The sequence below is a fragment of the Saccharicrinis aurantiacus genome (assembly GCF_001660705.2).
GTDB lineage: Bacteria > Bacteroidota > Bacteroidia > Bacteroidales > Marinilabiliaceae > Saccharicrinis > Saccharicrinis aurantiacus.
Genome location: NZ_LYBV02000021.1, coordinates 16,889 through 39,153 on the forward strand (window position 1 = coordinate 16,889; position 22,265 = coordinate 39,153).

Below are 22,265 nucleotides of genomic sequence, written 5' to 3' on the forward strand. Positions count from 1 at the left end.
ATACAATTATGAATAATTATATAAAAACAATATTTCTAGCAGCTGTTATTGCTTTTACATCGTGTAGCGATGATTTCTTAACAGTTACACCAACAGCTGATCAAGAAGCTGGCGGCCCTGCAACCGAAGGGGCAATAATGTCGAATCTTACTGCGTGTTATCAAATTTTATTATTTGATAGTTATGCTGATTTTCAATACAACAGCGTTACCCTATTATCTGATTTAAGATCAGATGACATTTATAAAGGTGGCGGTAATGCGGGCGATCAGGCTGTTTTATACAGAGTATCTCAGTTAAATCCTACTGCAAACGAAACACCACAAGGACTTTGGAATATTTATTTTGCAGGATTAAGTAGGGCCAATGGTGCAATAATTTCTTGCGAGAATGCTGTTGACGTTAATGAAGAAACATTAAATCGTTTTAAAGCAGAAGCGCATTTCATGAGAGCCTATTATGTGCACTGGTTATGGAAATTCTGGGGTAATATTCCTTATTTCACAGGTAACCTAGATGCTCCTTACATGGCTCCTCAATATTCGGCAGATGAAATTTATGCTGAACTAATAAAGGATATTGATTTTGCTATAGCAGATGATAAATTACCTATTACTACTACCGGTGCAGAAGCTGGAAGAGCTAGTAAAGCTGCTGCAATGATGCTAAAAGCGCGTATTGTAATGCACCAAAAAGATGAAAGTAAGTACGCTGAAGTTTTAGCTGATATGCAAACTATAGTTAGCGAAGGTGGTTTTGTATTAGCTGACTATGCTGACATATGGGGCCGTGATGGTCAATTCGGAAGTGAGTCTATTTTTGAAGCAAATCATGAAGCTGATGGAAAAAGTTGGGGTGGAGCCTGGTCTGGTTTCGGAACAAACTATCCAGCCTTTATTTCTCCGAATGAACTTACGGGTACTGATTTATTAAGCGGTAGTGAAGAATATACTGGCGGTTGGGGTTTTGGCCCTGTGAGATCTGAAACAGTTGCTATTTTCGAAGAAGGAGATGAAAGATTAGCTGCTTCTATTAATCAATTTGAAGCTGGTACATATACCGAGCGTTTTCAAAATACAGGTTATTTCATGGCTAAATATGCTGCGCGTGAAGGTTATAATGATGCTGCTTACGATCAAGATTTGAACTACGAAAACAATGTAAGAATTTTCAGATATGCCGAAACATTGTTAAATATTGCTGATTTAATAACAATACAAGGTGTTGCTGCAACTGGCAGTATGACCGCTCAAGATGCATTAGATGCCATAAGAATGAGAGCTGGTTTAGATCCTATTTCTGCTACAGTAGAAAATGTTAAGTTAGAACGCAGAAGAGAATTTGTAGGTGAAGGAGTTAGATTTTGGGACTTATTAAGATGGGGTGATACCAATTTAATTACTGAGAATATTCCTGATTTTTCTTCAGAAAGAACATGGGATGATACTCGCAAGTGGTTTCCAATTCCACAACCTGAAATTGATAAAACTGAAGGAGAATTTAAATTGGTTCAAAACGACGGTTATTAAGAAGGTATAATATGAAATTAACTGAGAAGTTAGCTTCTCAGTTAATCACTAAATTATAAAAACATGAAACGAGCGATGAGCAGCGTTTCCCACACAGGTAAACCATGTATAAGCGAGTTCCATCGAATACCTTTTAAAATATAAAAATATAATGAGATGAAAAATATAATTAAGTCAAGCATAATATTAGTGTTATCTACTATATTTTTTATGTCCTGTGAGGACAAGGAATATACATTAGGTGCCAATGAGGCACCTACGGATGAACAAATGGATTTCACCATTACACCTGGCGATGATGCCTTTCACTTTGTAATTACAAACAACACTCCAGTTGATGGAATTCATACTGTAAACTGGGATTTAGGCAATGGAGCTAGCGACAAGGGAAATGAGATAATTGCATATTACCCGCTACCAGGTGAATTTGAAGTTACGCTAACAATAACAACCAATAACGGACAATCTAATTCAAAGATTGGTAATGTTGAGCAAACTGAAACGGATTATTCATTTCTTGAAAGTCCTATACTTACCTACTTAACAGGAGGTGTAGAAAATACTGAGGGAAAAACATGGGTAGTGGATAGCTTAGCAAGTGGACATTTTGGAATAGGACCAACTGACGGAGTTGGTTTAGAATGGTGGGCAGCAACGCCACTTCAAAAAACAATGTCAGGAGCTTACGATGATGAATTCAATTTCAAATTAGTTGATTTCGTATTTACTTACGAAAATTACGGAGACTCATATGTTAAAGATTCGCGTATAAGTGATTCTAACTATTCTAATCCTGTAGAAGTAGATGGAACAGATGCACGTGTACAATATACTATTACAGAAAGTGCTTCTTGGACGTTGACAGAGCGAGATGGGATAAATTACCTTATTCTTTCCTCAGGACAGCCAATGTTCCTAGGTTTTGATTATGGTGGTACTTATGAGTATCGTATTGATGAAATTGATGAAACCAATATCAGTTTAAGTACAATTGGTGGCGATGGAAACAGATGGTATAATAAGTTAATTTTAAAAGGCTACGAAAAACCAACAGTTACTTTTACGACTGATATTGCCGAGGCTGCAGATGAAAATACATGGGCAGTATCGCTTCAAGATGTTGAGATACCAGAAGGAGTAAGTGTAAATGGCTTTACTGTTGATTTTGGCGATGGTTCTGAAGTGTATTCTTCCGATGATTACAATGCAACAATAGAGCATACTTATATGCGTAAGGGTACTTATCCAGTAACCATTACAGTTAGAGCATCAAATGAAGATACTGAAGACATGCAGTCTATTACGATTGATAACTATCACTCAGAGTATGAGGTGTTCCTATTGGATTACATGGTAATGTATGTTGATAATAGTGAGGTTGAAATGGCTCCAATGCAAGGAGAAGATTGTGCACTTACTCTTGTTGAAAATCCTGAGCGTATTTATCCTAACAAAGGCGTTAATGTGCTTCATTATAGTAAAGATGGACAAGAGTGGGCGAATGCTAACATGAAACTTCCTGCTGGATATCGCTTTAATTTAACTAAGACTTCTGTTTTTAAAGTTATGGTTAGAGGAAAAGCAGGACAAGCTGTATTGTTAAAATTAGAAAACACCGATAGAGGTGGTAATGCTTGGCAAACAGGTGCAGAATTATCATATACTATTCAGGCAGACGACACATGGGAAGTTGCTGAATACGATTTTGCAGGTGTTGGTGCAGGATGGGATTGGACAGGCGATATATTTACTTCGGATATCACCACAGATCCTAACTTTAATGATGGATTCTACAATATTGTAAGAATTATGCTTAATCCAGGAAATGGAGAAGGAGCTCACGAGTTTTATATTGACGACTTAGCTGGGCCTCACGTTGAGGGTTTAAAATCAGCGTCTGAATAATAACATGTAGATTGATGAGTACTCAATAATATGCTTAACCATTAGCAAACCATTGAGTACTCATTATTAAATAAAACTTCACAATATGAAACGCCCAATGTTTGTATCTATTCTTACCTCAATATTAGCTATCTGGAGTTTTATCTCTTGCGATAAATCCGATGATAATGCATCCTCAATAGACCCAAAATTCTCTTGGGAGGAATCAGCCAGTAATCCAAACGAAATTATATTTAAGAACCTTAGTGAAGGAGATTATTTATATGTAGAGTGGGATTTTGGTAATGGTAAAACCATTAGTAAAACTACCGATAAGCTTCAGGAACCCTCAGTTCATTATCCTGTAAAAGGAGAATACTCTGTAACACTTACTTTATGGGGGCAAACTAACCAAGCCAGCGATACTAAAACAACTATACAAACCATAACTATTTTAAACGATGACGAAAATTACGAACCCATTGAAGGACTAATTTGGTCTGATGAGTTTGATGGATCTTCAGTTAATATGAACAACTGGAAATTTGAAACCGGTGATGGGGGCTGGGGAAATCAAGAACTTCAAAACTATACCAATGGCGATAATGCGCACATTGAAGATGGGAAATTAATTATAACGGCTAAAAAGGTTAACGATAATCAGGTAGCAGGTTCATACACTTCAACGCGCATGGTTACTTGGGGTAAGCAAGAGTTTACCTGCGGACGAATTGAAATTAGAGCAAAATTACCATCAGGTAGAGGAATGTGGCCCGCAATTTGGATGCTAGGTAGCAATATTGGTGACGCCGGATGGCCAGCCTGTGGCGAAATAGATATAATGGAGTATGTAGGTTTCGAGCCAAATCAGGTACATGGTTCAATACATTGCCCAGCAAGTTATGGTGCTACAGAATTTACAAAAACGCTTCCGCTCGAGAATTGTGAAGAAGAATTTAATAATTACGGTATTATATGGACCGAAGAAAGTATACAATATTATGTGAACGATCCTGAAAATCCATTTTATACCTATGCTCCAAGTAATAAAAATGCTGACAATTGGCCATTTAATAAACCGCACTTTATTATTTTAAATGCTGCTGTTGGTGGTACCTGGGGTGGTGCACAAGGTATTGATAACTCTATTTTCCCACAAACAATGGAAGTGGATTATGTGAGGGTATACGAACTCTAACCTCCCTAATCTATAACCAAATTGCACAAACTTTAAATTAAATAAGATGAGATTAATTGTTTCCTCCTTTCTGGTATTTATGATGGCCACTAGTTTATTGGCCTCCGATGCATTGCTGCAAAATAATTACCTGCGCAAAGGTTTAACCCTTAACGGTAAATGGAATTATATTGTTGATGTATATGAAACGGGTTACTATAACTATCGTTGGGAACCCCATGATGGTTCTACAAACCCTGGTTCTGGTGCATTCTTTTTAAATGAGAAGCCACAAAATAAGAGAGAAATTATTGAATACGATTTCGATATGGCTCCTACGCTATTGGTACCTGGCGACTGGAACTCACAAAAGGAAAAGTTATTTTATTACGAAGGAACCTTGTGGTACAAAAAGTCGTTTGACATTGAAAACTTCGATGCCAATAAAAGATACTACCTACACTTTGGTGCTGTTAACTATAGAGCAGATGTTTATGTAAACGGAAAAAAGTTAGGTGTGCACAAAGGTGGTTTTACACCATTCAACTTCGAGATGACTCACCTAGTGAATGCCAAAGATAACTTTGTTGTGGTACGTGTGGATAACAAAAGAGCTGCCGATGAAGTACCAACCTTAAATACTGATTGGTGGAATTATGGCGGTATCACTCGCGATGTGACTGTTTACGAATTGGAGCAAACTTTCATCGAAGATTATTCTCTTCAGTTAGATAAAGAAAACAATAAATTATTGAATGGATATATCCAGCTGAATGGTGATACAAAAGCCAATGCAAAAGTAACAGTAAATATTCCTGAGCTTAAGCTGAATAAAGAATTTACTACCGATGCCAACGGGCATGTGAAATTCTCCATACCAACAAAAAAGTTAAACCTTTGGAGTTGCGATAATCCTAAACTTTACGATGTAAGCTTTGCATCGGGCGATGATATCATAAGCGATAAAATTGGTTTTCGCCAGATAAGCACACGTGGTTCTGATATTCTTTTAAATGATGAAGTAGTCTTTTTAAAAGGGATCTGTATTCACGAGGAAAACGCCATGCGTGGTGGCAGAGCTTATTCTATGGAGGATGCAGTAACGCATCTAAACTGGGCCAAAGAGTTGGGATGTAACTTTGTGCGCTTGGCACATTATCCGCACAACGAAAATATGGTACGCTTGGCCGATGAAATGGGGATGTTAGTTTGGGAAGAAAGCCCCGTGTATTGGACAATACAATGGGAAAACCCCGAAACTTATAAAAAAGCAGAGCAGCAATTAACCGAGGTGGTGTACCGCGATAAAAATAGAGCATCGGTTATTATATGGTCTATGGCAAATGAAACGCCACAATCAGAACCGCGATTAGAATTCTTATCGAATTTAGCCAAGAAAACACGTTCGCTCGATGACACTCGCTTGGTTAGTGCGGCTTTAGAAGTGCACAGTACAGTTCCTGGAGGCAATACCATGGTTATTGAAGATGAGTTTGCCGATGTGGTAGATATACTAAGCTTCAACCAATATTACGGTTGGTATTGGGGCGATATCGAAAATATCAAGAACCTTAAATGGGAGATTGATATCGATAAGCCTGTTGTGATTTCAGAATTTGGAGCTGGTGCTTTACAGGGTTATCATGGCGATAGCCTTACGGCTTGGAGCGAAGAATTTCAGGAGCTTTTATACGAAAAAACATTACCGGTATTAAATGCTATTCCTCAAATTAGCGGAATTACACCATGGATTATTTCTGATTTCCGCTCGCCACGTCGCGTACTTATTCCTTATCAGGATGGATGGAACCGCAAGGGGTTAATATCTGAAACTGGTAATAAAAAGAAAGCGTTTTACACGCTACAAAACTTTTACAAGAACATCAACAAATAAGATACATATGAACTTTAAATCGCTAATAAATGTAGGACTGATTGCAACCACTCTTTTAGGAGTGGGTTGTACATCGAGTGCAAATAATCGTGGGTACAGCAAAGATGCTGAGATTAACACTAAAGTAGAGATGCTACTTTCTAAAATGACCTTAGAGGAAAAGGTAGGTCAAATGAATCAGTACAATGGTTTTTACGATGCTACTGGTCCCGCACCTTCTGATGGTGATGCTAAAAATAAATACGAGCATCTGCGCAACGGATGGGTAGGTTCAATGCTTAATGTACGTGGCGCTAAAGAAGTACGTGCCATGCAAAAAATGGCCGTTGAAGAATCGCGTTTGGGTATTCCTATGATTTTTGGTTTAGATGTAATTCATGGTCATAAAACATTGGCTCCTATTTCATTGGGCGAATCGGCTAGTTGGGATTTAGAGGCCATTAAAAAATCGGCTCAGGTAGCTGCCACTGAAGCTGCTGCTGAGGGTATCAACTGGACTTTTGCTCCTATGGTTGACATTTCGCGCGATGCCCGTTGGGGACGCGTTATGGAAGGTGCTGGTGAGGATACTTACCTAGGCTCAAAAATCGGAGTAGCACGTATTCAAGGTTTTCAGGGAGATGATTTATCAGCAAATAACACCATTGCAGCTTGTGCCAAACACTTTGCAGGATATGGTTTTGCTGAGGCGGGTAGAGATTACAACACCGTTGATGTGGGTACTTCTACCTTATACAATGTAATTTTCCCTCCATTCCAGGCTGCGCTTGATGCGGATGTAAAAACAGTGATGAACTCGTTTAATATTTTAAATGGCGTACCAGCCACAGGAAACAAGTGGTTACAGCGCGACCTTTTAAAAGGGAAATGGGGCTTTAATGGTTTTGTAATTTCCGATTGGGGAAGTTGTATGGAAATGATGGCGCATGGTTTTGCCGCTGATTTAAAAGAAGCTGCCGAATTAGCTGCCAATGCAGGATCGGATATGGATATGGAATCGTATGCTTACGTAAAACATCTATCCACTCTAGTGAAAGAAGGAAAAGTTAACGAAGCAGATATTGATGATGCGGTACGCAGAATATTAACCGTAAAATATGAGTTAGGCTTATTCGATGATCCTTATAAATATTGCGATGAGCAACGCGAACAAGAATTGATCTATCACGAAGATCATAAGGCTGCTGTTTTAGATATGGCGCTTAAATCAGTTGTGTTGCTTAAAAATGACAAGCAAGTTTTACCGCTTGATAAATCACAAAAGAAGATTGCTGTAATTGGTGCTTTGGCCAATGATAAAACCAGCCCGCTTGGTAGCTGGCGTGTGGCTTCTGACGATAATACTGCAGTTTCTGTTTTAGAAGGATTAAAAAATCACAATATAAAATATACTTATGCCAAAGGTGCTGATGTATCGGTAGGTGATGTTGGTTTTCAAATTCCGGTTACCATCAACAATACCGATAAAAGCGAATTTGCCGAAGCCATTGCTTTAGCTCGTAAATCAGAGGTGGTTGTAATGGTATTGGGTGAGCATGGTTACCAAAGTGGAGAAGGGCGTAGTCGTACCAACATTGGTTTACCAGGCGTTCAGCAAGAATTATTAGAGGAAGTTTATAAAGTAAATCAGAATATTGTTTTGGTATTAATGAATGGTCGTCCTTTGGCTTTACCATGGGCCGATGCACACATACCAGCAATACTTGAAACTTGGCAATTGGGCACAGAAAGTGGTAACGCAATTGCGAAAACTTTATTTGGCGATAACAATCCATCGGGTAAATTACCAATGACTTTCCCACGCAACGTAGCTCAATGCCCTATCTATTATAATCACTATAATACAGGTCGTCCAACAGGAGGAAACGGAGTATTCTGGTCGCATTATATCGATGAGTCAAACGATCCATTGTATCCATTTGGTTTTGGATTAAGCTATACAAGCTTTGAGTATTCAAACCTTAAGGCGAAAGTTGATGGCGATGTGGTTAAAGTAAGCATCACGGTTAAAAATACCGGTAAAGTGGCCGGACAAGAAGTGGCTCAATTATATATTCACGATAAAGCTGCAAGCGTAGCACGTCCGATTAAAGAATTAAAAGGATTTGAGAAGTTTGAGTTAGCGCCAAACGATTCAAAGCTTGTGGAATTTGAATTGACTTCGAAAGAATTAGGTTTTTATAATAACGAAGGCGAGTTTGTGGTTGAAGCAGGTGATTTCGACATCATGGTTGGAACCGATTCACAAAATGTTTCTATTACTTCAGTTACACTATAATATCAATCATTCTAATATCAAAAAACTACCATTAAGGGTGTTCACTTGTTGAGCACCCTTTTTTACTTTTTACTTTTTACTTATCCTGATAAGTGGAATTTTCAATGCTAATGCCGTCCGCACTAAGTTTGAAATTTTCCGTACCAATTGTTGACCGTCCGTACTAATGGTGAACCCAATTGGAACCAAGGTGGAGTTGTCCGTACTAAAGGTTGAGGCATTTGAACACAAGGTTGGACTATCCGTACCAAAGTGAAGTCGTTTGAACCTAAGGTGGAGTCGTCCGTACCATACTTTACCCGTCCGTACCAATAGTAAGCCGTCCGTACGCGGCTTACAGAAGGTTTTTATAGGAATAGGCGATGAGGTAAAACTAAAAAGAGGCTGCACCATTTAAGGTACAGCCTCTTGTATATTATTTATTGTTTGAGTACTAATTACTCAAAAATCTTATCCTCAATTCCTTTGTTTATGATAACCTCAGTAATATTTACATCTATCATTTGAGGTCCCATTGATTGAGTTAGTTTAGTTGGGTACTTGATCCCTTCAAACTCTTTATACTCACCAAATGTAGTTGTTGATGATCCCATTTCGCTTACACTAACTTCTTTAACTTTTAAGCCTGTTTTAGCATCAAAGTACATTGTAGTTGCATTTTCAATTGGGTTTGTAACAATTACCTTGTAGGCATCATTACCATCTACTTTATCAACACCAGTAATTTCTAAAGTATATCCTTGCTCAGTATAGCTTAATTCAGGAAATAAAATAGCCTGATATTTCATGGTTTCAAGCATCTTACCTTCTAATACTTGCTCCTGACCTTGTGCAGTCATTTTACCAACAGATCCATTATAAACTTGCTTGCTTAATAGGTTCTCGCCCATTTTGGTTTCAACACAAATTTTATTAGGTGCTTTTTGGTAAGTATTCATGCTTAATTCCATGCCTTGAACTGCTAAGGTGGCGTGTACAGCAACATCATTAACTGTGGCTAGAATCTCTTCTCCACCAATACTCTTAATATGGTTAGCCACTACCTTTTCGGCAGTTAATCCTACAGGTACGCCTGAACGAACTACTTTATTTGCGTAATAATCATATTCAGTTACCTCAGCACCATTCGCTAATTTTTCCATTAACGGCTTGGTTACTGAAACATCGCCTACAGCTAAATAAACCGCGTTATCAGGCTTTAAATATTTAGCAGCCATTGCTTGAATATCATCAACCGTAATTGCCTCAAGACGCTCCATGTATGTTTCGTAGTAATCAGCAGGTAAGTTGTATTTATCGATATTTACTGCAAAGCTAGCAATGGTAGAGGCGCTTTCTAAAGCACGACCAAATGAACCGGCTGTAGAATTCTTTACCAATTGTAAAGTTTCTTCGCTTACTTGTTCATCAATCATACGATTCATTTCATAAGCAATCTCTACAAAAGCGCTATCCGTAATGGTTCCTCTTACATTAGAACTTGCTTTGAAAGTACCTAAATGCTCATCGCTTCTAACTGAAGAATAGGCTCCGTAAGTCCAGGCTTTATCTTCACGTAAGTTTTGAAATAAACGCGCGCTAAAACTTCCTCCTCCTAAAATAGAGTTCATAACACTTACCTTTAAAGCATCCGGAGTACCCGGTTTTAAATCGATAGGGTAGGATACTGAAATAGTGGATTGTGTAGACGCATCTTTATGGGCAATAGCATAAACTGGCTTGTCGATTGATTTTGGCTCAACAAAAGCATGTGTAGGAACATCTTTGGCTTCCCATTTAGCAAAGTTCTTTTTGGCTATTTTCTTAGCTTCTTTAACTGTAATATCACCTATAATAACTAGGTAGGCAACATTAGGACGGAAGTAAGTATCGTAATAATTTTTGCAGTCCTCTATGGTGATGTTTTCAATAGTTTCTTCTGAAGTTCCCTCGCCATAAGCAGTCTCCTTGCCAAACATTAAAGCTTGCGACACATTTCTGCTAATTGATTTTGGGTTGTCTTTATCGCTTTTAATACCTGTTAAAGTTTGCTTCACCATTTTATCAAGCTCTTCCTCAGGAAAAGAAGGATTGTAAAGTATATCCGTCATTAAAGCCAATGTTTCTTCAGAGTGCTTCTTTAACGAGCTTGCATAAATTCCATTTCCACTAGTACTTATTGATGCACCAATGAAATCAATTTTCTCGTCAATCTGATCTTTACTTAAAGTTGTAGTACCTGTACCTAATAAATCTCCAGCAAAGCCAATATATCCGGCCTTATCACCTTCGTAAATCGGATCGATATCTAAGGATAAAGTATAAGAAACAACCGGTAGTTTATGGTTTTCAACCACAATTACCTTCAGTCCGTTTTTTAACTCAAACTTGGTGTACTCACCTAAGTTTAATTTAGTAGCTACTCCTGCTTTGGGAGCACTTGTTCTATCTATTTGTGCTTGAATTGAAATTACTGACAAAAGCGCCAATAATAATATGCTTAATTTTTTCATTATCTATCTTTTCTTTAGTTAAGGATATAATTAATTGACTTCTTTTGCAGAGTTTGGTAGATAGTAAAGTACCACTCTGTTCTCTTTGGTAAAATACTTTTTCGCTACTCGTTGTATATCCTCTCGGCTAACAGACATATATTTATCTAACTTTTCGTTAACTAGGTTGGTATTGTTGTAATACACATAGTTACGAGCTAGGTTATTGGCAACCGTTTCCATTTGACTATTGCTGCGCACAATATCATTCTCAAATTGATTTCGTAGTTTCTGAAATTCTTGTTCTGAGATTAATTCATCTCTTGCTTCAGCAACAATGGCATCCATGGCATCTTCTAAGTCTTTATTCTCGATACCGCTATTGGGTAATGCATAAATTAAAGCCAAACCAGGATCTTGTAATCCTAAGTTAAACGATGTAGCTTCTAATGCAATTTGTTGTTTGTCAACCAATGATTTGTATAAACGCGAGCTTTGTCCGCCCGATAATAATTGATTAAGCATGTCTATAGCATAATAATCATCCGTTCCGTCTCCAGGTATATGGTAAGCTTGTAATAATAGTGGTAATTGAACTGCTCCAAATACAGTATCTCTTACTTCAGCTGTTTGTGGCGCATCAAATTCAGTAGGACGATACATTTCTCTAGTGCCTCTCGGTATATCACCAAAATAATCGTTTACCATTTTAGTGGCCTCTTCTTTATTGATATCTCCAGCAATAACTAAACAAGCATTGTTAGGTACATAATAGGTTTTGTAAAAGTCAACGAAATCCTGATCCTTAGCATCCATTAATTTTACCACATCACCAATGGCAGTCCATCTATAAGGATGTTTATCGTATGCTAAATCCATTACATTCATTAATAAATCACCGTATGGAGAATTATCGTAACGCTGCTTTTTTTCTTCAGCCACTACACGTTTTTGAGTAGCAATACCTATTGAATCAACAACTGCGTGTAACAATCTTTCAGACTCAAGCCATAAACCTAACTCTAATTGGTTCGATGGTAATATTTCGTAATAATAAGTTCTATCTTGGTTGGTGTTGGCGTTTAGAGTACCACCTGCTTTTTCAACATACTTAGAATATTCTCCTCTTTCAATATTCTCGGTTCCTTCAAACATCAGGTGTTCGAAAAAGTGTGCAAATCCTGTTAATTCAGGATCTTCGTTTTTAGAACCAACATCATACATGATTGAAACGGTTACAATAGGCGTAGAGTTATCTTGATGTAAAATAACATGTAATCCATTGTCTAAATCAAATTCTGTAAATTCAATTTTTTGGGCTTTCGATTGAATGCATACACCTAATAAAAATAAGGTCAGTATGCTTAAGTACTTACTGTTTAACATTTAAATTGCTTTTGATTGTTGAATTATTAAGTAATAACGGCTTGAATTTATAGTGTGTTGATAATGTTTTATGACTGATTTATAATATACTGCAAATATAAGTAAAGTCAAATGTGAATATCCATGATAATTATTACTTAGACACGTAAAACTATAAAAGTGTTACATCGAGATTTCTTTTTTTTGGAATTCTCTATTAGGGTTAAAATCGCACTTATACATATTTCTATAAGGTATACTAAAAAATGGTTCAATAGAGTAGTTAAGGTACAGCAGGTCAGTAGTTGTGGTTTGCTTCTCTTAGGTACTTTGCAACTAAGCAAAATAAAACGGTTAATTACTATATTAGGCTCCTAATTGGTAAACAAATAAAATTGTAAAATTATGAAACAGTTATTCCTTGTTTTGGTTCTGATGCTTTCAGCGAATGTAAGCTTTATTTTTGCTCAGGAAGAAGCGGTAGAAAAGCAAATTGATCAGATTATTGATCAATTAAGCCTTGAGGAGAAAGTAAAAATGTGCCATGCACAATCAAAGTTTAGTTCGCCCGGTGTTGAGAGATTAGGAATTCCTGAAATATGGATGTCGGATGGTCCGCATGGCGTAAGAGCAGAAATTGAATGGGATAGCTGGTCATATGCAGGATGGACGAATGATTCGTGTACTGCTTTTCCGGCATTAACGGCTTTGGCATCTACCTTTAATCCTGCTTTGGCACATAAGTATGGCGTTGCAGTGGGCGAAGAAGCACGCTATCGTAAAAAGGATATTTTATTGGGGCCTGGGGTTAATATTTATCGTACACCTTTAAATGGTCGTAACTTCGAGTATATGGGCGAAGATCCATACTTAGCTTCAATTATGTCGGTTCCTTATATCCAAGGTGTTCAAACCAATGGGGTTGCCGCCTGTGTTAAGCATTATGTGCTAAATAATCAAGAAATTTGGCGTTCTCATATCAATGTGCAATTAAGCGATAGAGCCTTACACGAAATTTATTTACCTGCTTTTAAAGCAGCTGTTGAAGAAGGTGATGTGTGGTCAGTAATGGGCGCATACAATAAATACAATGGGCAGCACACAAGCCATCATGAAGTATTAATAAAACAAATTTTAAAAGGAGATTGGGGATTTGATGGTGTTGTAGTAACCGATTGGGGTAGTGCTCATGATACCAAAGAAGCCGCTTTAAACGGATTGGATATTGAAATGGGTACAGGTACCGACGGACTTACCACCTCAAAAGAAAATGCTTACGATTACTACTATCTGGCAAAACCATTTTTAGAAATGATAAAAAATGGAGAGATAGATGAAAGTGTTGTTGATGATAAGGTACGTCGTATTTTACGATTGATGTACCGTACCAATATGGATAAAACACGTCCGTTTGGTAAAAAAGCCAATGCAGAGCATTTTCAAGTAGCGCGTGAGGTGGCACAAGAAGGTATCATCCTGTTAAAGAATAGTAAATCATTCTTACCAATTAATCCTGAAACTAAGCAAACCATTGCAGTTATTGGAGAAAATGCTACTCGCATGATGACAGTAGGAGGAGGATCTTCGGAGCTAAAAACAGTGCATGAAATATCTCCGCTTCAAGGTATCGAGGAACGCTTTACCAATGCCAATGTGGTGCACGCCATGGGTTATGCCTCTGGACCATCAGTTTATGATAATGTAATTCCATCAGGTTTAGATGCTGACTCATTACAGCAAGCTGCTGTTGATGTAGCAAAGAATGCGGATATCGTTTTGTTCGTAGGAGGACTAAATAAAAGTCATGAGCAAGATTGTGAAAATGGAGACCGTAAAGGATTAAATCTGCCATTTGGGCAAGATGAATTACTAGCTGATATAATGGCTGTAAATAAAAATGTGGCTGTGGTTTTAGTAAGTGGTAATGCGGTAGCTATGCCTTGGCAATCAAAAGCCAAAGCCATTGTTCAGGCTTGGTACTTAGGCAGTGAGGCTGGTTATGCTTTAGCTGATGTACTTTCGGGTGATGTTAATCCATCGGGTAAATTACCTTTCTCATTTCCTGTTAAGTTAGAAGATAATGGTGCGCATGCCTTCGACGAATTATCTTATCCTGGCGATGGTACAGATCAGGTGTATAAAGAAGATATATTAGTAGGTTACCGTTGGCACGATACAAAGAATATTAAACCTCTATACGCCTTTGGTCATGGTTTGTCTTATACGAGTTTTAAGGTGAACAATGCTGCTGTAGCAATAACCAACTATAAAAAAGGAGATAGCATTCAACTATCCGTAGAGATTACAAATACCGGAAAAGTTGATGGTGCGGAGGTAATTCAGATTTATGTGCACGATAAAGAATCATCAGTAATGCGACCAATAAAGGAGTTAAAGTCTTTTGAAAAGGTGGGCTTAAATGCAGGTCAATCTAAAAAAGTAGATTTTAATATTGATGTAAACGCATTTGCCTTCTATGATGAAACACAACGTGACTGGAATCTCGAAAGCGGTGCATATCAATTATTGATTGGTACAGCTTCTGATAAAATTATAAAAACTATAAATATTCAGGTTGAGTAACTTTTAAATACAACAATAAATAAAAGCCAGTTACCTTAGGTAATTGGCTTTTGTTATATAAAATCAGCTTGTTTTTTATCAATTATATTAAAATAATTAGACTTGAGGCTGTAATTCTAAGTTTAGGGTTTATTTTTGTAGAAATTATTAATAATTAGCCTTCATATTTATGTTATCAGGTTTACTTTGTAAAAAGTAATGAGCCGCAGAATATATGGCGAATTAATTAAGTTATTATCATGAAATTCAACGTTATTAGTATAATTATAGTTGTCTTAGTTTTACTGGGAGTAGGCTGTACTGGGAGTGATGATATTTGCTTATCGGGCCAAATGTCTGCTACAACAGGATTTTATTTGGATAGTACCTCAACGCAAACTACAATTAACATGCGGGTTGAAGGTAGATATCCTAGGATTGATTCTAGCCGTGCTGAGACTAGTACGAATAGTATATTTTTGCCACTTTCAATGGAAACTGATTCAACAGTGTTTGAATTGTTTAAAGATGGTATAGGAGAAACAGTGACTTTCCATCATACAAAAGAATTGGCCTATGTTTCAGAAGAATGTGGTTTTATCTTTCACTTTACTATTGAGAGTGTTGATTTTACCAATACAAAATATATTGCCGAAGTTGAGGTAGCAGATAAAGAGGTTAGTTACAATAAAGGAACAGAAAATGTTAAGATATATATTGATTAGTATTTTTTATATAACAACTTCTAATCTTCTTTTTGCGCAAGATTACACGGGTGATAGAACAGAGCAAACCACTGAGCGCATGATGCAAAATGAGGAGGAAGGAACTCCTCGTGAACCAAAAGAAAAAAAGATTTATCCGCATAAGCGAAGAGGTACTGCCATTAATATGGATATCTCAAGGTTTCTGATGCCAGCAATTGATCCGGGAACTCTGGGGGCAGAAATAGGAGTGAGAACCAACTTTAAAAAACGTATGTTTATTGTTGGCGAACTTGGATATGAGAACGTGAGTTTTGATAATAATTTAGCGGATATAAATGATCCAAATAAGGGATTTGAGGATAAACCATATTCATATAACTCTAGCGGTTTCTATGCCAGAGTAGGGTTTGATTACGATATTTTTATAGTAGATGAACCCGGAAACAACGACAACATACTATTTGGGTTGAGTTATGGTTATGCTTTTCAGAACCACGAAAGTCCTTCTGTAATTATCAGAGATGATTATTGGGGGCACTATGAAACCTCATTTTCAAAGTATGGTGTAAGCACGCATTGGTTAGAGTTTACCTTTGGTTTACGAACTCAAATTGTAAATAACTTTTATATGAGTTGGTTTATTCGTGTAAGAGGAAAGGTTTACACTGATAACGAAGAATTACTAGTACCATACAGAGTACCTGGATACGGTAAAGGGTCTAATGCGGTTAATCTAGGATTCTCTTATAAATTAGAATATCTGATTCCGTGGGGCAATAAAGATAAAGGACATTTATAAGCTTTTAAAAATCTAAATTAAGATCCCGGATTATCTTATAATCTTTACCATAAATATCTTTGTAATATTTTAGTTGTTTATCACTTTCATCATACCAGCAAGTAAAATAAACTAGATTAAGCATCAATCTATTTTTAAGATGCACCTTTACAGGGAATCCTTTTTTGTAGTAATAACTATGTGGTACAGTCTGTCCATCAATATCAAATAAAAGCTCTTCCGCCATTTGTTTGGCATTCTGCACTCTTACACATCCATGACTAAAAGCGCGAATATCTCTGCTAAATAGTCTTTTGCTCGGTGTATCGTGTAAATAAACCGAATAGTTATTGTGAAACATAAATTTAACAGCACCTAAAGCATTGTTAACATCTGTCCGTTGAAATATGGTGAATGGGAAGTTTGTGCTATTATACTGATTAAAGTCTACACTATCTGCCATAACTTCTTTACCTCCTTGCGAGATAAACATATTATGCTTTTGCAGATATAAGCTATCCTTTTTTAAACGCGGTAGCATGCTCTTGGATGCTATTGAGTACGGAACGGTCCAACACGGATTAAATACGATATAAGATAATCTGGATCTTAAAATAGGAGTCTGGTTATTGTATTTTCCAACCACAACACGTCTGGTCGAGAATAAACTATCTGCCCTATAGATATTTAATTGCATTGAGGGGATGTTTACCACAACGCCATCGTCCAATTGTTGAGCAGGTATCCACCTGAGTTTTTCCTGATTAGCCAATAATATTTCAATATGTTTTTGTTTATCCCAATTGAGGTAATAGTAGGTGTTTTTACCAATAATGCCATCTGCCGTTAAACCATGTTTTTGCTGAAATAAAACAACAGCATTGTGTAGTTCAGCATCAAAGGCCATAAGGTACTTACTCGTATCTATATTTAATAAACGTTGTTTTATGGGTAAAACATAACGGTTAGAATCTCCTTGGCGGAGTGTAAATTTAGGATCAACAATCTGGATGGTTTCCCCTTCTGGTTGATTCAATAAATCCTTTAGTTCAGCGTATATGTGATGATACAATTTATGCTTGGGCGAAAAAAACAGATTCAGTTCTGAAGTCTTGTTATTAACAACCAAATCAATCCATGTTGAATCAGAATAACTCTCGGGTTTATTGAAATTCCAGGATTTATAATATGCTTCGGCATTTAGTTTTCCGTAGCGGATATCTCTTCCTAAACTCTGAACGGCAGTGGTTAAGCTATAATCGAAAGAAGCACGATTAACTATAAAATTGCTATCGCTTAGTTCAAGTTTGTTCCAAATATTGTGTAAGGAATCTAATTGATACTCTTGCGCATTGAGCCCATGATAACGAGCTTCTGAAATCCATTTTAAAGCATGCTCAACCGAGGAGTCGTTTTTCCAAATAAACTGATTATTGCTATATCGATATAACTGAATGAAGTTGCTATCCGTGCTTACTTGAAGCGTTGAATCAATAAAATGGTTGATTCCTTCTTTAGGAAAAGTAGGTGCTTTGATCTGGGGCACCACTTGTACTATTTCCTTCTTTGATTTACAAGAAAGGACGATCAGTACTAATATTATATAGAATAGCGTTTTTTTCATTTAACTGTGATGAATCTATAATACTCAGATTATGTCATAAAGTTCTATGAAAAGACTATTTAATTGATGATTCAAGCAATTTATTTGATTGCAGAAATACAATTAAGAAACTGTATTTCTGCAATGTTATTTTTATTTGCGTAGTACAAAGCTATCAAGAGTAGCCAATCCCCCTAACGAAGTTTCTTTGTAGGTGTTTGGTAAGGCTTTCCCCGTTTTCATCATTGTTTCGGTAACCTCATCAAAACTAATGCGATGGCGGCCATCACTCATTAAGGCAAAGGCATTATGATTTAAGGCTCGAGCTGCTGCAAAAACATTGCGCTCAATACATGGTATCTGAACCAATCCTAAAATTGGGTCACAGGTTAAGCCCAAGTGGTGCTCTAATCCCATTTCTGCCGAATATTCAACCTGATAAATAGTTCCTCCGTGTAGTTGAGTTGATGCACCTGAAGCCATTGCACAAGCAACACCAACCTCTCCCTGACAACCCACTTCAGCACCTGAGATAGAGGCATTGGTTTTTACCACATTGCCTATTAGACCAGCAGTGGCTAGAGCGTGCAAAATATCTTCTTTACTGTATTTGTATATTTTTTTATGATGGTACAAAATTGCAGGTAAAACACCACATGCACCGCAAGTTGGGGCTGTAACTACAATGCCACCTCCCGCATTTTCTTCAGAAACAGCTAATGCGTAGGCGTATAACATCGCACGTTTTTTAATGGGGCCCGAATATGTCTTCGCCTTTAGCATATACTTTTTGGCCTTACGCTCTAGGTCAAGACCTCCAGGCAAAACACCTCCTGTTTTAATGCCTTGTTTGATGGCGTTTTTCATTACACTCCAAACTTCAGCTAAGAAATCCCAAATCTCAGGTCCCTCAGAATACTCTACATATTCCCACAGTTCTTTCTTGTTATCTTCGCACCATTGCAAAATATCATCCATGGTGCTTAGTTCATAAACTTTTGGAGTTGATGTTTCATTCGAATCATCAATAATAGTCCCACCGCCTACGCTATAGGCAACCCAATTTTCAAGTACATTCAGGTCATCATCATAGGCTATAATGCGCATAGCATTTGGGTGCTTGGGTAAAAACTCCTCAGGTTTCCATATCAATTCCATGTTTTTATCCTTAAAAACACGCTCAATGGTTACACCTGTTAGGTGACCTTTACCTGTGGCTGCCAAACTACCATACAGGGTAATTTCATATTTAGCTGCATTGGGGTGACGCTCTAAAAAAGCATTCGAGGCGTTGTGTGGCCCCATTGTGTGACTGCTTGATGGGCCCAAGCCAATTTTATATAATTCCTTTAAGGATTCCATTCAGTATTCGTATTAATGCGGGGCAAAAATAAGAGCTTCCTTTTGCTTAGATTATGACTTTTATCGCTTTTACTCACGGTTTGAGTGACTTATGTGAGAATTGTGTTAGAATTTTGTAAGAGAATAATCCTTAACGATGCTAAAAATAAAAGTTGCAGTAGATGAAGATGGAGGGGGATGGTGTAAATCAATGTACTTGCCTAAAGATTTAGTCGAGTAATGTTTATGGTTGGCTCGTATTAAACACAAGTTAAACTCAGACCAAACTCACGTTAACGTGAGTTTGGTCTGAGTTTAATCTGTAATAGATATGGCTTAAATGCGAGCCAATACCAAAGCCTTTACCTAGAAAAGGTGCAAAGTGTATAAATAAGGACTAAGGTTTAGCCCATTTTAGCCAACTTTTTTGTGACTAGCTTTTTACTTGAGAAAAGGCATAAAACATTTCTGTCGCAATTTGTTGACATCTCTCGTCGTAACGAGATTCTTCGGCTGGTGTATTGTCAGCTTCCTTAGGATCAACGTAAGTTACCGCAATTCTGTCGTCGGCGCCAAGTACCACTGGGCAAGATTCATCAGCATGTGAGCAAGTCATAACCGCAATAAAATTAGAGCTTGGGTTCATTTTATCGTCGTATTTTTTGCTGAAAGCCTTAATAGGATTTGCAGTTTTAGCATAGCTGGCTAAATACAATGGGTTTGTATTTTCGTCAGTCTGCTCAATATGCATTCCAGCTTTACGCATTGCTTTAATAGCTCTTGGGTTAAATGCTGTTGCCTCTGTACCTCCTGAGTAACAATTCACATTTTCGATTCCATAATAAGCAGCTGCAGTTTGTGCCCATAATTGACTCATATGACTTCGGCGTGAATTATGTGTACAGATGAATGTAAGGTTAGCAGCTTCAGGGTTTTCAGTAATTTTAGCAGCTAACTGCTTTAAAGTTTCTTTGCGCTCTTCGCTAATTTTATCAAAATCAGCTACAATAGTATTGATATAACTTTCAATTTCAGGGTAAAAGGCCACTTTGTCAGATGAGCAATAAGTATCTTTTTCCTTTTTACAACAAGCGGTTTCTTCCTTTTTACAGCATTTGTCACTCGCTTTTTTATTACTTGATGAGTTGCATGAGGCTAATAAGCTGATGCATATAACTGCATATGCAATAACTAGAGTTTTCATATTATTTATGTTTTTCATTGAAGCAGCGAAAATAGAAAAGTATTTCAACACAGTATATTAATTAAAAGTTAAGCTTTATTAATTCGGCAAGATATTACCGAATTGTACATTGTGTTTTATGTATATCTTTGAGTGCTTGAAATAAAGAAACTTAAGATGAAGAACAATAAATCTACCTTTTTCTACGGAATTGTCATAGTGATTATGGGTACGCTCGGTATTTGGGCAAGTATACCAGGCCAAACCATGGGAGTGAGCACTTTTACCGATCCCGTTAAGGATGCACTTGGCTTAACTCGAAATCAGTTTAGTTGGGCCTATACAATTGGAACTATCTTGAGTTCATTTTTACTAGGATATGCAGGTAAATGGTTCGATAAGTATGGTGCACGAAGGGTAGCCTTTGGTGCTGCCATGGGTTTGTCTGTAGCCTTGTTTTTAAGTTCTAAGTCGGCGGTAATAAGTAGTAGCTTGCAAGGAAGCGAGGCCACTTGGATAGTGCCATTTGCGGTTATTTTATTTTGTTTCTTTTTACTCCGGTTTACAGGCCAAGGAATTCTAACTATGGCTTCGCGTAACATGATTATGCTTTGGTTTGATCAGTATAGAGGAAGAGTTAATGCCATAAGTGCAGTGGCTGTTTCTTTGGGATTTTCTATTTCTCCCTTATGGATTAATATGCTAATTGAACATGGTGGGTGGCAGCAAGCGTGGTCTAATATGAGTATATTACTTTTTGTTATGGCCATTTTAATTGCGATTTTCTACAGAGATTCACCGGAATCAATGGGTTTAAAACCCGATGGGAATTGGCTCAAGAAGAGTAATGCTGATGGAGCAAACAAGCTTACTGTTGATTTTACGAAAAAGGAAGCACTTAAAACACGTGCATTTTGGGTGTATAGTTTAATGTTATCATTTAATGGTTATTTCATAACGGGCTTAACTTTTCATATTGTTTCTATTTTTAAAAGTGCTGGCTTAACAAAAGTTGAAGCACTCTCTATTTTCGTTCCCATATCAATACTTTCTGTTGTTACATCAATCATTTTTAATGCCCTGAGTGATGTAATTAAATTGAAGAAACTATTGTTTTTAATGATCATTGCCGGAATTGTTACCTCAGTTGGCGTTGGTATTTTAAATACCTCACTAGGATATTATATGTTAGTATTGGGAGCCGGATTAATGGGTGGTGTGTTTGCTGTACTTACTGCAGTTACTTGGCCGCGTTTTTATGGCCGTAAGCATTTAGGTGCTATTTCTGGCGTATATATGCAAATGATTGTTTTTTCAAGTGCTCTTGGTCCCTTATTATTTAGTTATTCATTTAAACTATTTAATACTTATTCAGTAATAGCATTATTAGGTTTAGTTGCTTTAGGAGTTCTATTGTTTGCGGCGCGTAAAGCAGATAATCCGCAATAGTTGAATGGCTTAATCAATAATTCCTATTTTTGTTCATCAACCTA

14 protein-coding genes are annotated in these 22,265 nt (G+C 37.2%); 9 read left to right on the forward strand and 5 right to left on the reverse strand.

Features of this window, described 5'->3' with window-relative positions:
• Nucleotides 1-8: 8 nt before the first annotated feature.
• From A8B35_RS08290 to bglX, 5 genes are all read left to right on the forward strand, one after another.
• A complete protein-coding gene (locus tag A8B35_RS08290; protein WP_075602664.1) occupies nt 9-1,529 on the forward strand; it encodes a RagB/SusD family nutrient uptake outer membrane protein in 1,521 nt (506 codons plus the stop codon).
• Nucleotides 1,530-1,685: 156 nt separating this feature from the next.
• A complete protein-coding gene (locus A8B35_RS08295; protein WP_075602665.1) occupies nt 1,686-3,434 on the forward strand; it encodes a PKD domain-containing protein in 1,749 nt (582 codons plus the stop codon).
• Between the two features lie 85 nt (nt 3,435-3,519).
• On the forward strand, nt 3,520-4,611 hold the full coding sequence (locus A8B35_RS08300) for a family 16 glycosylhydrolase (RefSeq protein ID WP_139314845.1): 1,092 nt from the start codon (nt 3,520-3,522) through the stop codon (nt 4,609-4,611).
• A gap of 46 nt (nt 4,612-4,657) precedes the next feature.
• The gene (locus A8B35_RS08305; protein WP_075602666.1) at nt 4,658-6,484 is read left to right on the forward strand and encodes a glycoside hydrolase family 2 protein; all 1,827 of its coding nucleotides are present in this window, start codon (nt 4,658-4,660) and stop codon (nt 6,482-6,484) included.
• A 7-nt stretch (nt 6,485-6,491) separates the two neighbouring features.
• Nucleotides 6,492-8,762 carry a beta-glucosidase BglX gene (bglX, locus tag A8B35_RS08310; RefSeq protein WP_075602667.1) on the forward strand — a complete coding sequence of 757 codons (2,271 nt, stop codon included), beginning with the start codon at nt 6,492-6,494 and terminating at the stop codon, nt 8,760-8,762.
• A 437-nt stretch (nt 8,763-9,199) separates the two neighbouring features.
• Here the strand turns inward: bglX and A8B35_RS08315 are convergent, their stop codons facing one another.
• Nucleotides 9,200-11,254 carry an insulinase family protein gene (locus A8B35_RS08315; protein WP_075602668.1) on the reverse strand — a complete coding sequence of 685 codons (2,055 nt, stop codon included), beginning with the start codon at nt 11,252-11,254 and terminating at the stop codon, nt 9,200-9,202.
• Nucleotides 11,255-11,284: 30 nt separating this feature from the next.
• Nucleotides 11,285-12,619 carry a M16 family metallopeptidase gene (locus tag A8B35_RS08320; protein ID WP_075602669.1) on the reverse strand — a complete coding sequence of 445 codons (1,335 nt, stop codon included), beginning with the start codon at nt 12,617-12,619 and terminating at the stop codon, nt 11,285-11,287.
• A 384-nt stretch (nt 12,620-13,003) separates the two neighbouring features.
• Here A8B35_RS08320 and A8B35_RS08325 point away from each other — a divergent pair, with 384 nt between their 5' ends.
• The 3 genes from A8B35_RS08325 (at nt 13,004) to A8B35_RS08335 (ending at nt 16,666) form a co-directional block, all read left to right on the forward strand.
• Complete coding sequence (locus A8B35_RS08325; protein ID WP_075602670.1) at nt 13,004-15,181, forward strand: glycoside hydrolase family 3 C-terminal domain-containing protein; 2,178 nt, start codon at nt 13,004-13,006, stop codon at nt 15,179-15,181.
• Between the two features lie 239 nt (nt 15,182-15,420).
• A complete protein-coding gene (locus A8B35_RS08330; RefSeq protein WP_075602671.1) occupies nt 15,421-15,885 on the forward strand; it encodes a DUF6452 family protein in 465 nt (154 codons plus the stop codon).
• Nucleotides 15,863-16,666: a DUF6048 family protein gene (locus A8B35_RS08335; RefSeq protein ID WP_075602672.1), complete on the forward strand. Its 804-nt coding sequence runs from the start codon at nt 15,863-15,865 to the stop codon at nt 16,664-16,666. Before A8B35_RS08330 ends, A8B35_RS08335 begins: the two co-directional genes overlap by 23 nt.
• Nucleotides 16,667-16,670: 4 nt before the next feature.
• Here the strand turns inward: A8B35_RS08335 and A8B35_RS08340 are convergent, their stop codons facing one another.
• The 3 genes from A8B35_RS08340 to A8B35_RS08350 all read right to left on the reverse strand — a co-directional run bounded on the left by A8B35_RS08340 (nt 16,671) and on the right by A8B35_RS08350 (nt 20,793).
• A complete protein-coding gene (locus tag A8B35_RS08340) occupies nt 16,671-18,269 on the reverse strand; it encodes a L,D-transpeptidase family protein (RefSeq protein WP_083634373.1) in 1,599 nt (532 codons plus the stop codon).
• Nucleotides 18,270-18,401: 132 nt separating this feature from the next.
• Entirely contained in the window at nt 18,402-19,610 is a 1,209-nt protein-coding gene (locus A8B35_RS08345) for an L-serine ammonia-lyase (RefSeq protein ID WP_075602674.1), read from the reverse strand.
• A 412-nt stretch (nt 19,611-20,022) separates the two neighbouring features.
• On the reverse strand, nt 20,023-20,793 hold the full coding sequence (locus A8B35_RS08350; protein ID WP_083634374.1) for an arsenate-mycothiol transferase ArsC: 771 nt from the start codon (nt 20,791-20,793) through the stop codon (nt 20,023-20,025).
• A 156-nt stretch (nt 20,794-20,949) separates the two neighbouring features.
• Between A8B35_RS08350 and A8B35_RS08355 the strand changes: the two genes are divergently transcribed.
• Nucleotides 20,950-22,221, forward strand: a complete 1,272-nt coding sequence (locus A8B35_RS08355; RefSeq protein ID WP_075602675.1) for an MFS transporter — start codon at nt 20,950-20,952, stop codon at nt 22,219-22,221.
• Nucleotides 22,222-22,265: the final 44 nt, after the last annotated feature.

Excerpts from the sequence above, each read along its gene's own strand:
- A8B35_RS08350 (WP_083634374.1), bottom strand. The coding sequence starts at position 20,793 with ATGAAAACTCTAGTTATTGCATATGCAGTTATATGCATCAGCTTATTA.
- A8B35_RS08300 (WP_139314845.1), top strand. The coding sequence starts at position 3,520 with ATGAAACGCCCAATGTTTGTATCTATTCTTACCTCAATATTAGCTATC.
- bglX (WP_075602667.1), top strand. The coding sequence starts at position 6,492 with ATGAACTTTAAATCGCTAATAAATGTAGGACTGATTGCAACCACTCTT.
- A8B35_RS08320 (WP_075602669.1), bottom strand. The coding sequence starts at position 12,619 with ATGTTAAACAGTAAGTACTTAAGCATACTGACCTTATTTTTATTAGGT.
- A8B35_RS08345 (WP_075602674.1), bottom strand. The coding sequence starts at position 19,610 with ATGGAATCCTTAAAGGAATTATATAAAATTGGCTTGGGCCCATCAAGC.
- A8B35_RS08335 (WP_075602672.1), top strand. The coding sequence starts at position 15,863 with ATGTTAAGATATATATTGATTAGTATTTTTTATATAACAACTTCTAAT.
- A8B35_RS08330 (WP_075602671.1), top strand. The coding sequence starts at position 15,421 with ATGAAATTCAACGTTATTAGTATAATTATAGTTGTCTTAGTTTTACTG.
- A8B35_RS08325 (WP_075602670.1), top strand. The coding sequence starts at position 13,004 with ATGAAACAGTTATTCCTTGTTTTGGTTCTGATGCTTTCAGCGAATGTA.
- A8B35_RS08340 (WP_083634373.1), bottom strand. The coding sequence starts at position 18,269 with ATGAAAAAAACGCTATTCTATATAATATTAGTACTGATCGTCCTTTCT.
- A8B35_RS08290 (WP_075602664.1), top strand. The coding sequence starts at position 9 with ATGAATAATTATATAAAAACAATATTTCTAGCAGCTGTTATTGCTTTT.
- A8B35_RS08295 (WP_075602665.1), top strand. The coding sequence starts at position 1,686 with ATGAAAAATATAATTAAGTCAAGCATAATATTAGTGTTATCTACTATA.
- A8B35_RS08355 (WP_075602675.1), top strand. The coding sequence starts at position 20,950 with ATGAAGAACAATAAATCTACCTTTTTCTACGGAATTGTCATAGTGATT.
- A8B35_RS08315 (WP_075602668.1), bottom strand. The coding sequence starts at position 11,254 with ATGAAAAAATTAAGCATATTATTATTGGCGCTTTTGTCAGTAATTTCA.
- A8B35_RS08305 (WP_075602666.1), top strand. The coding sequence starts at position 4,658 with ATGAGATTAATTGTTTCCTCCTTTCTGGTATTTATGATGGCCACTAGT.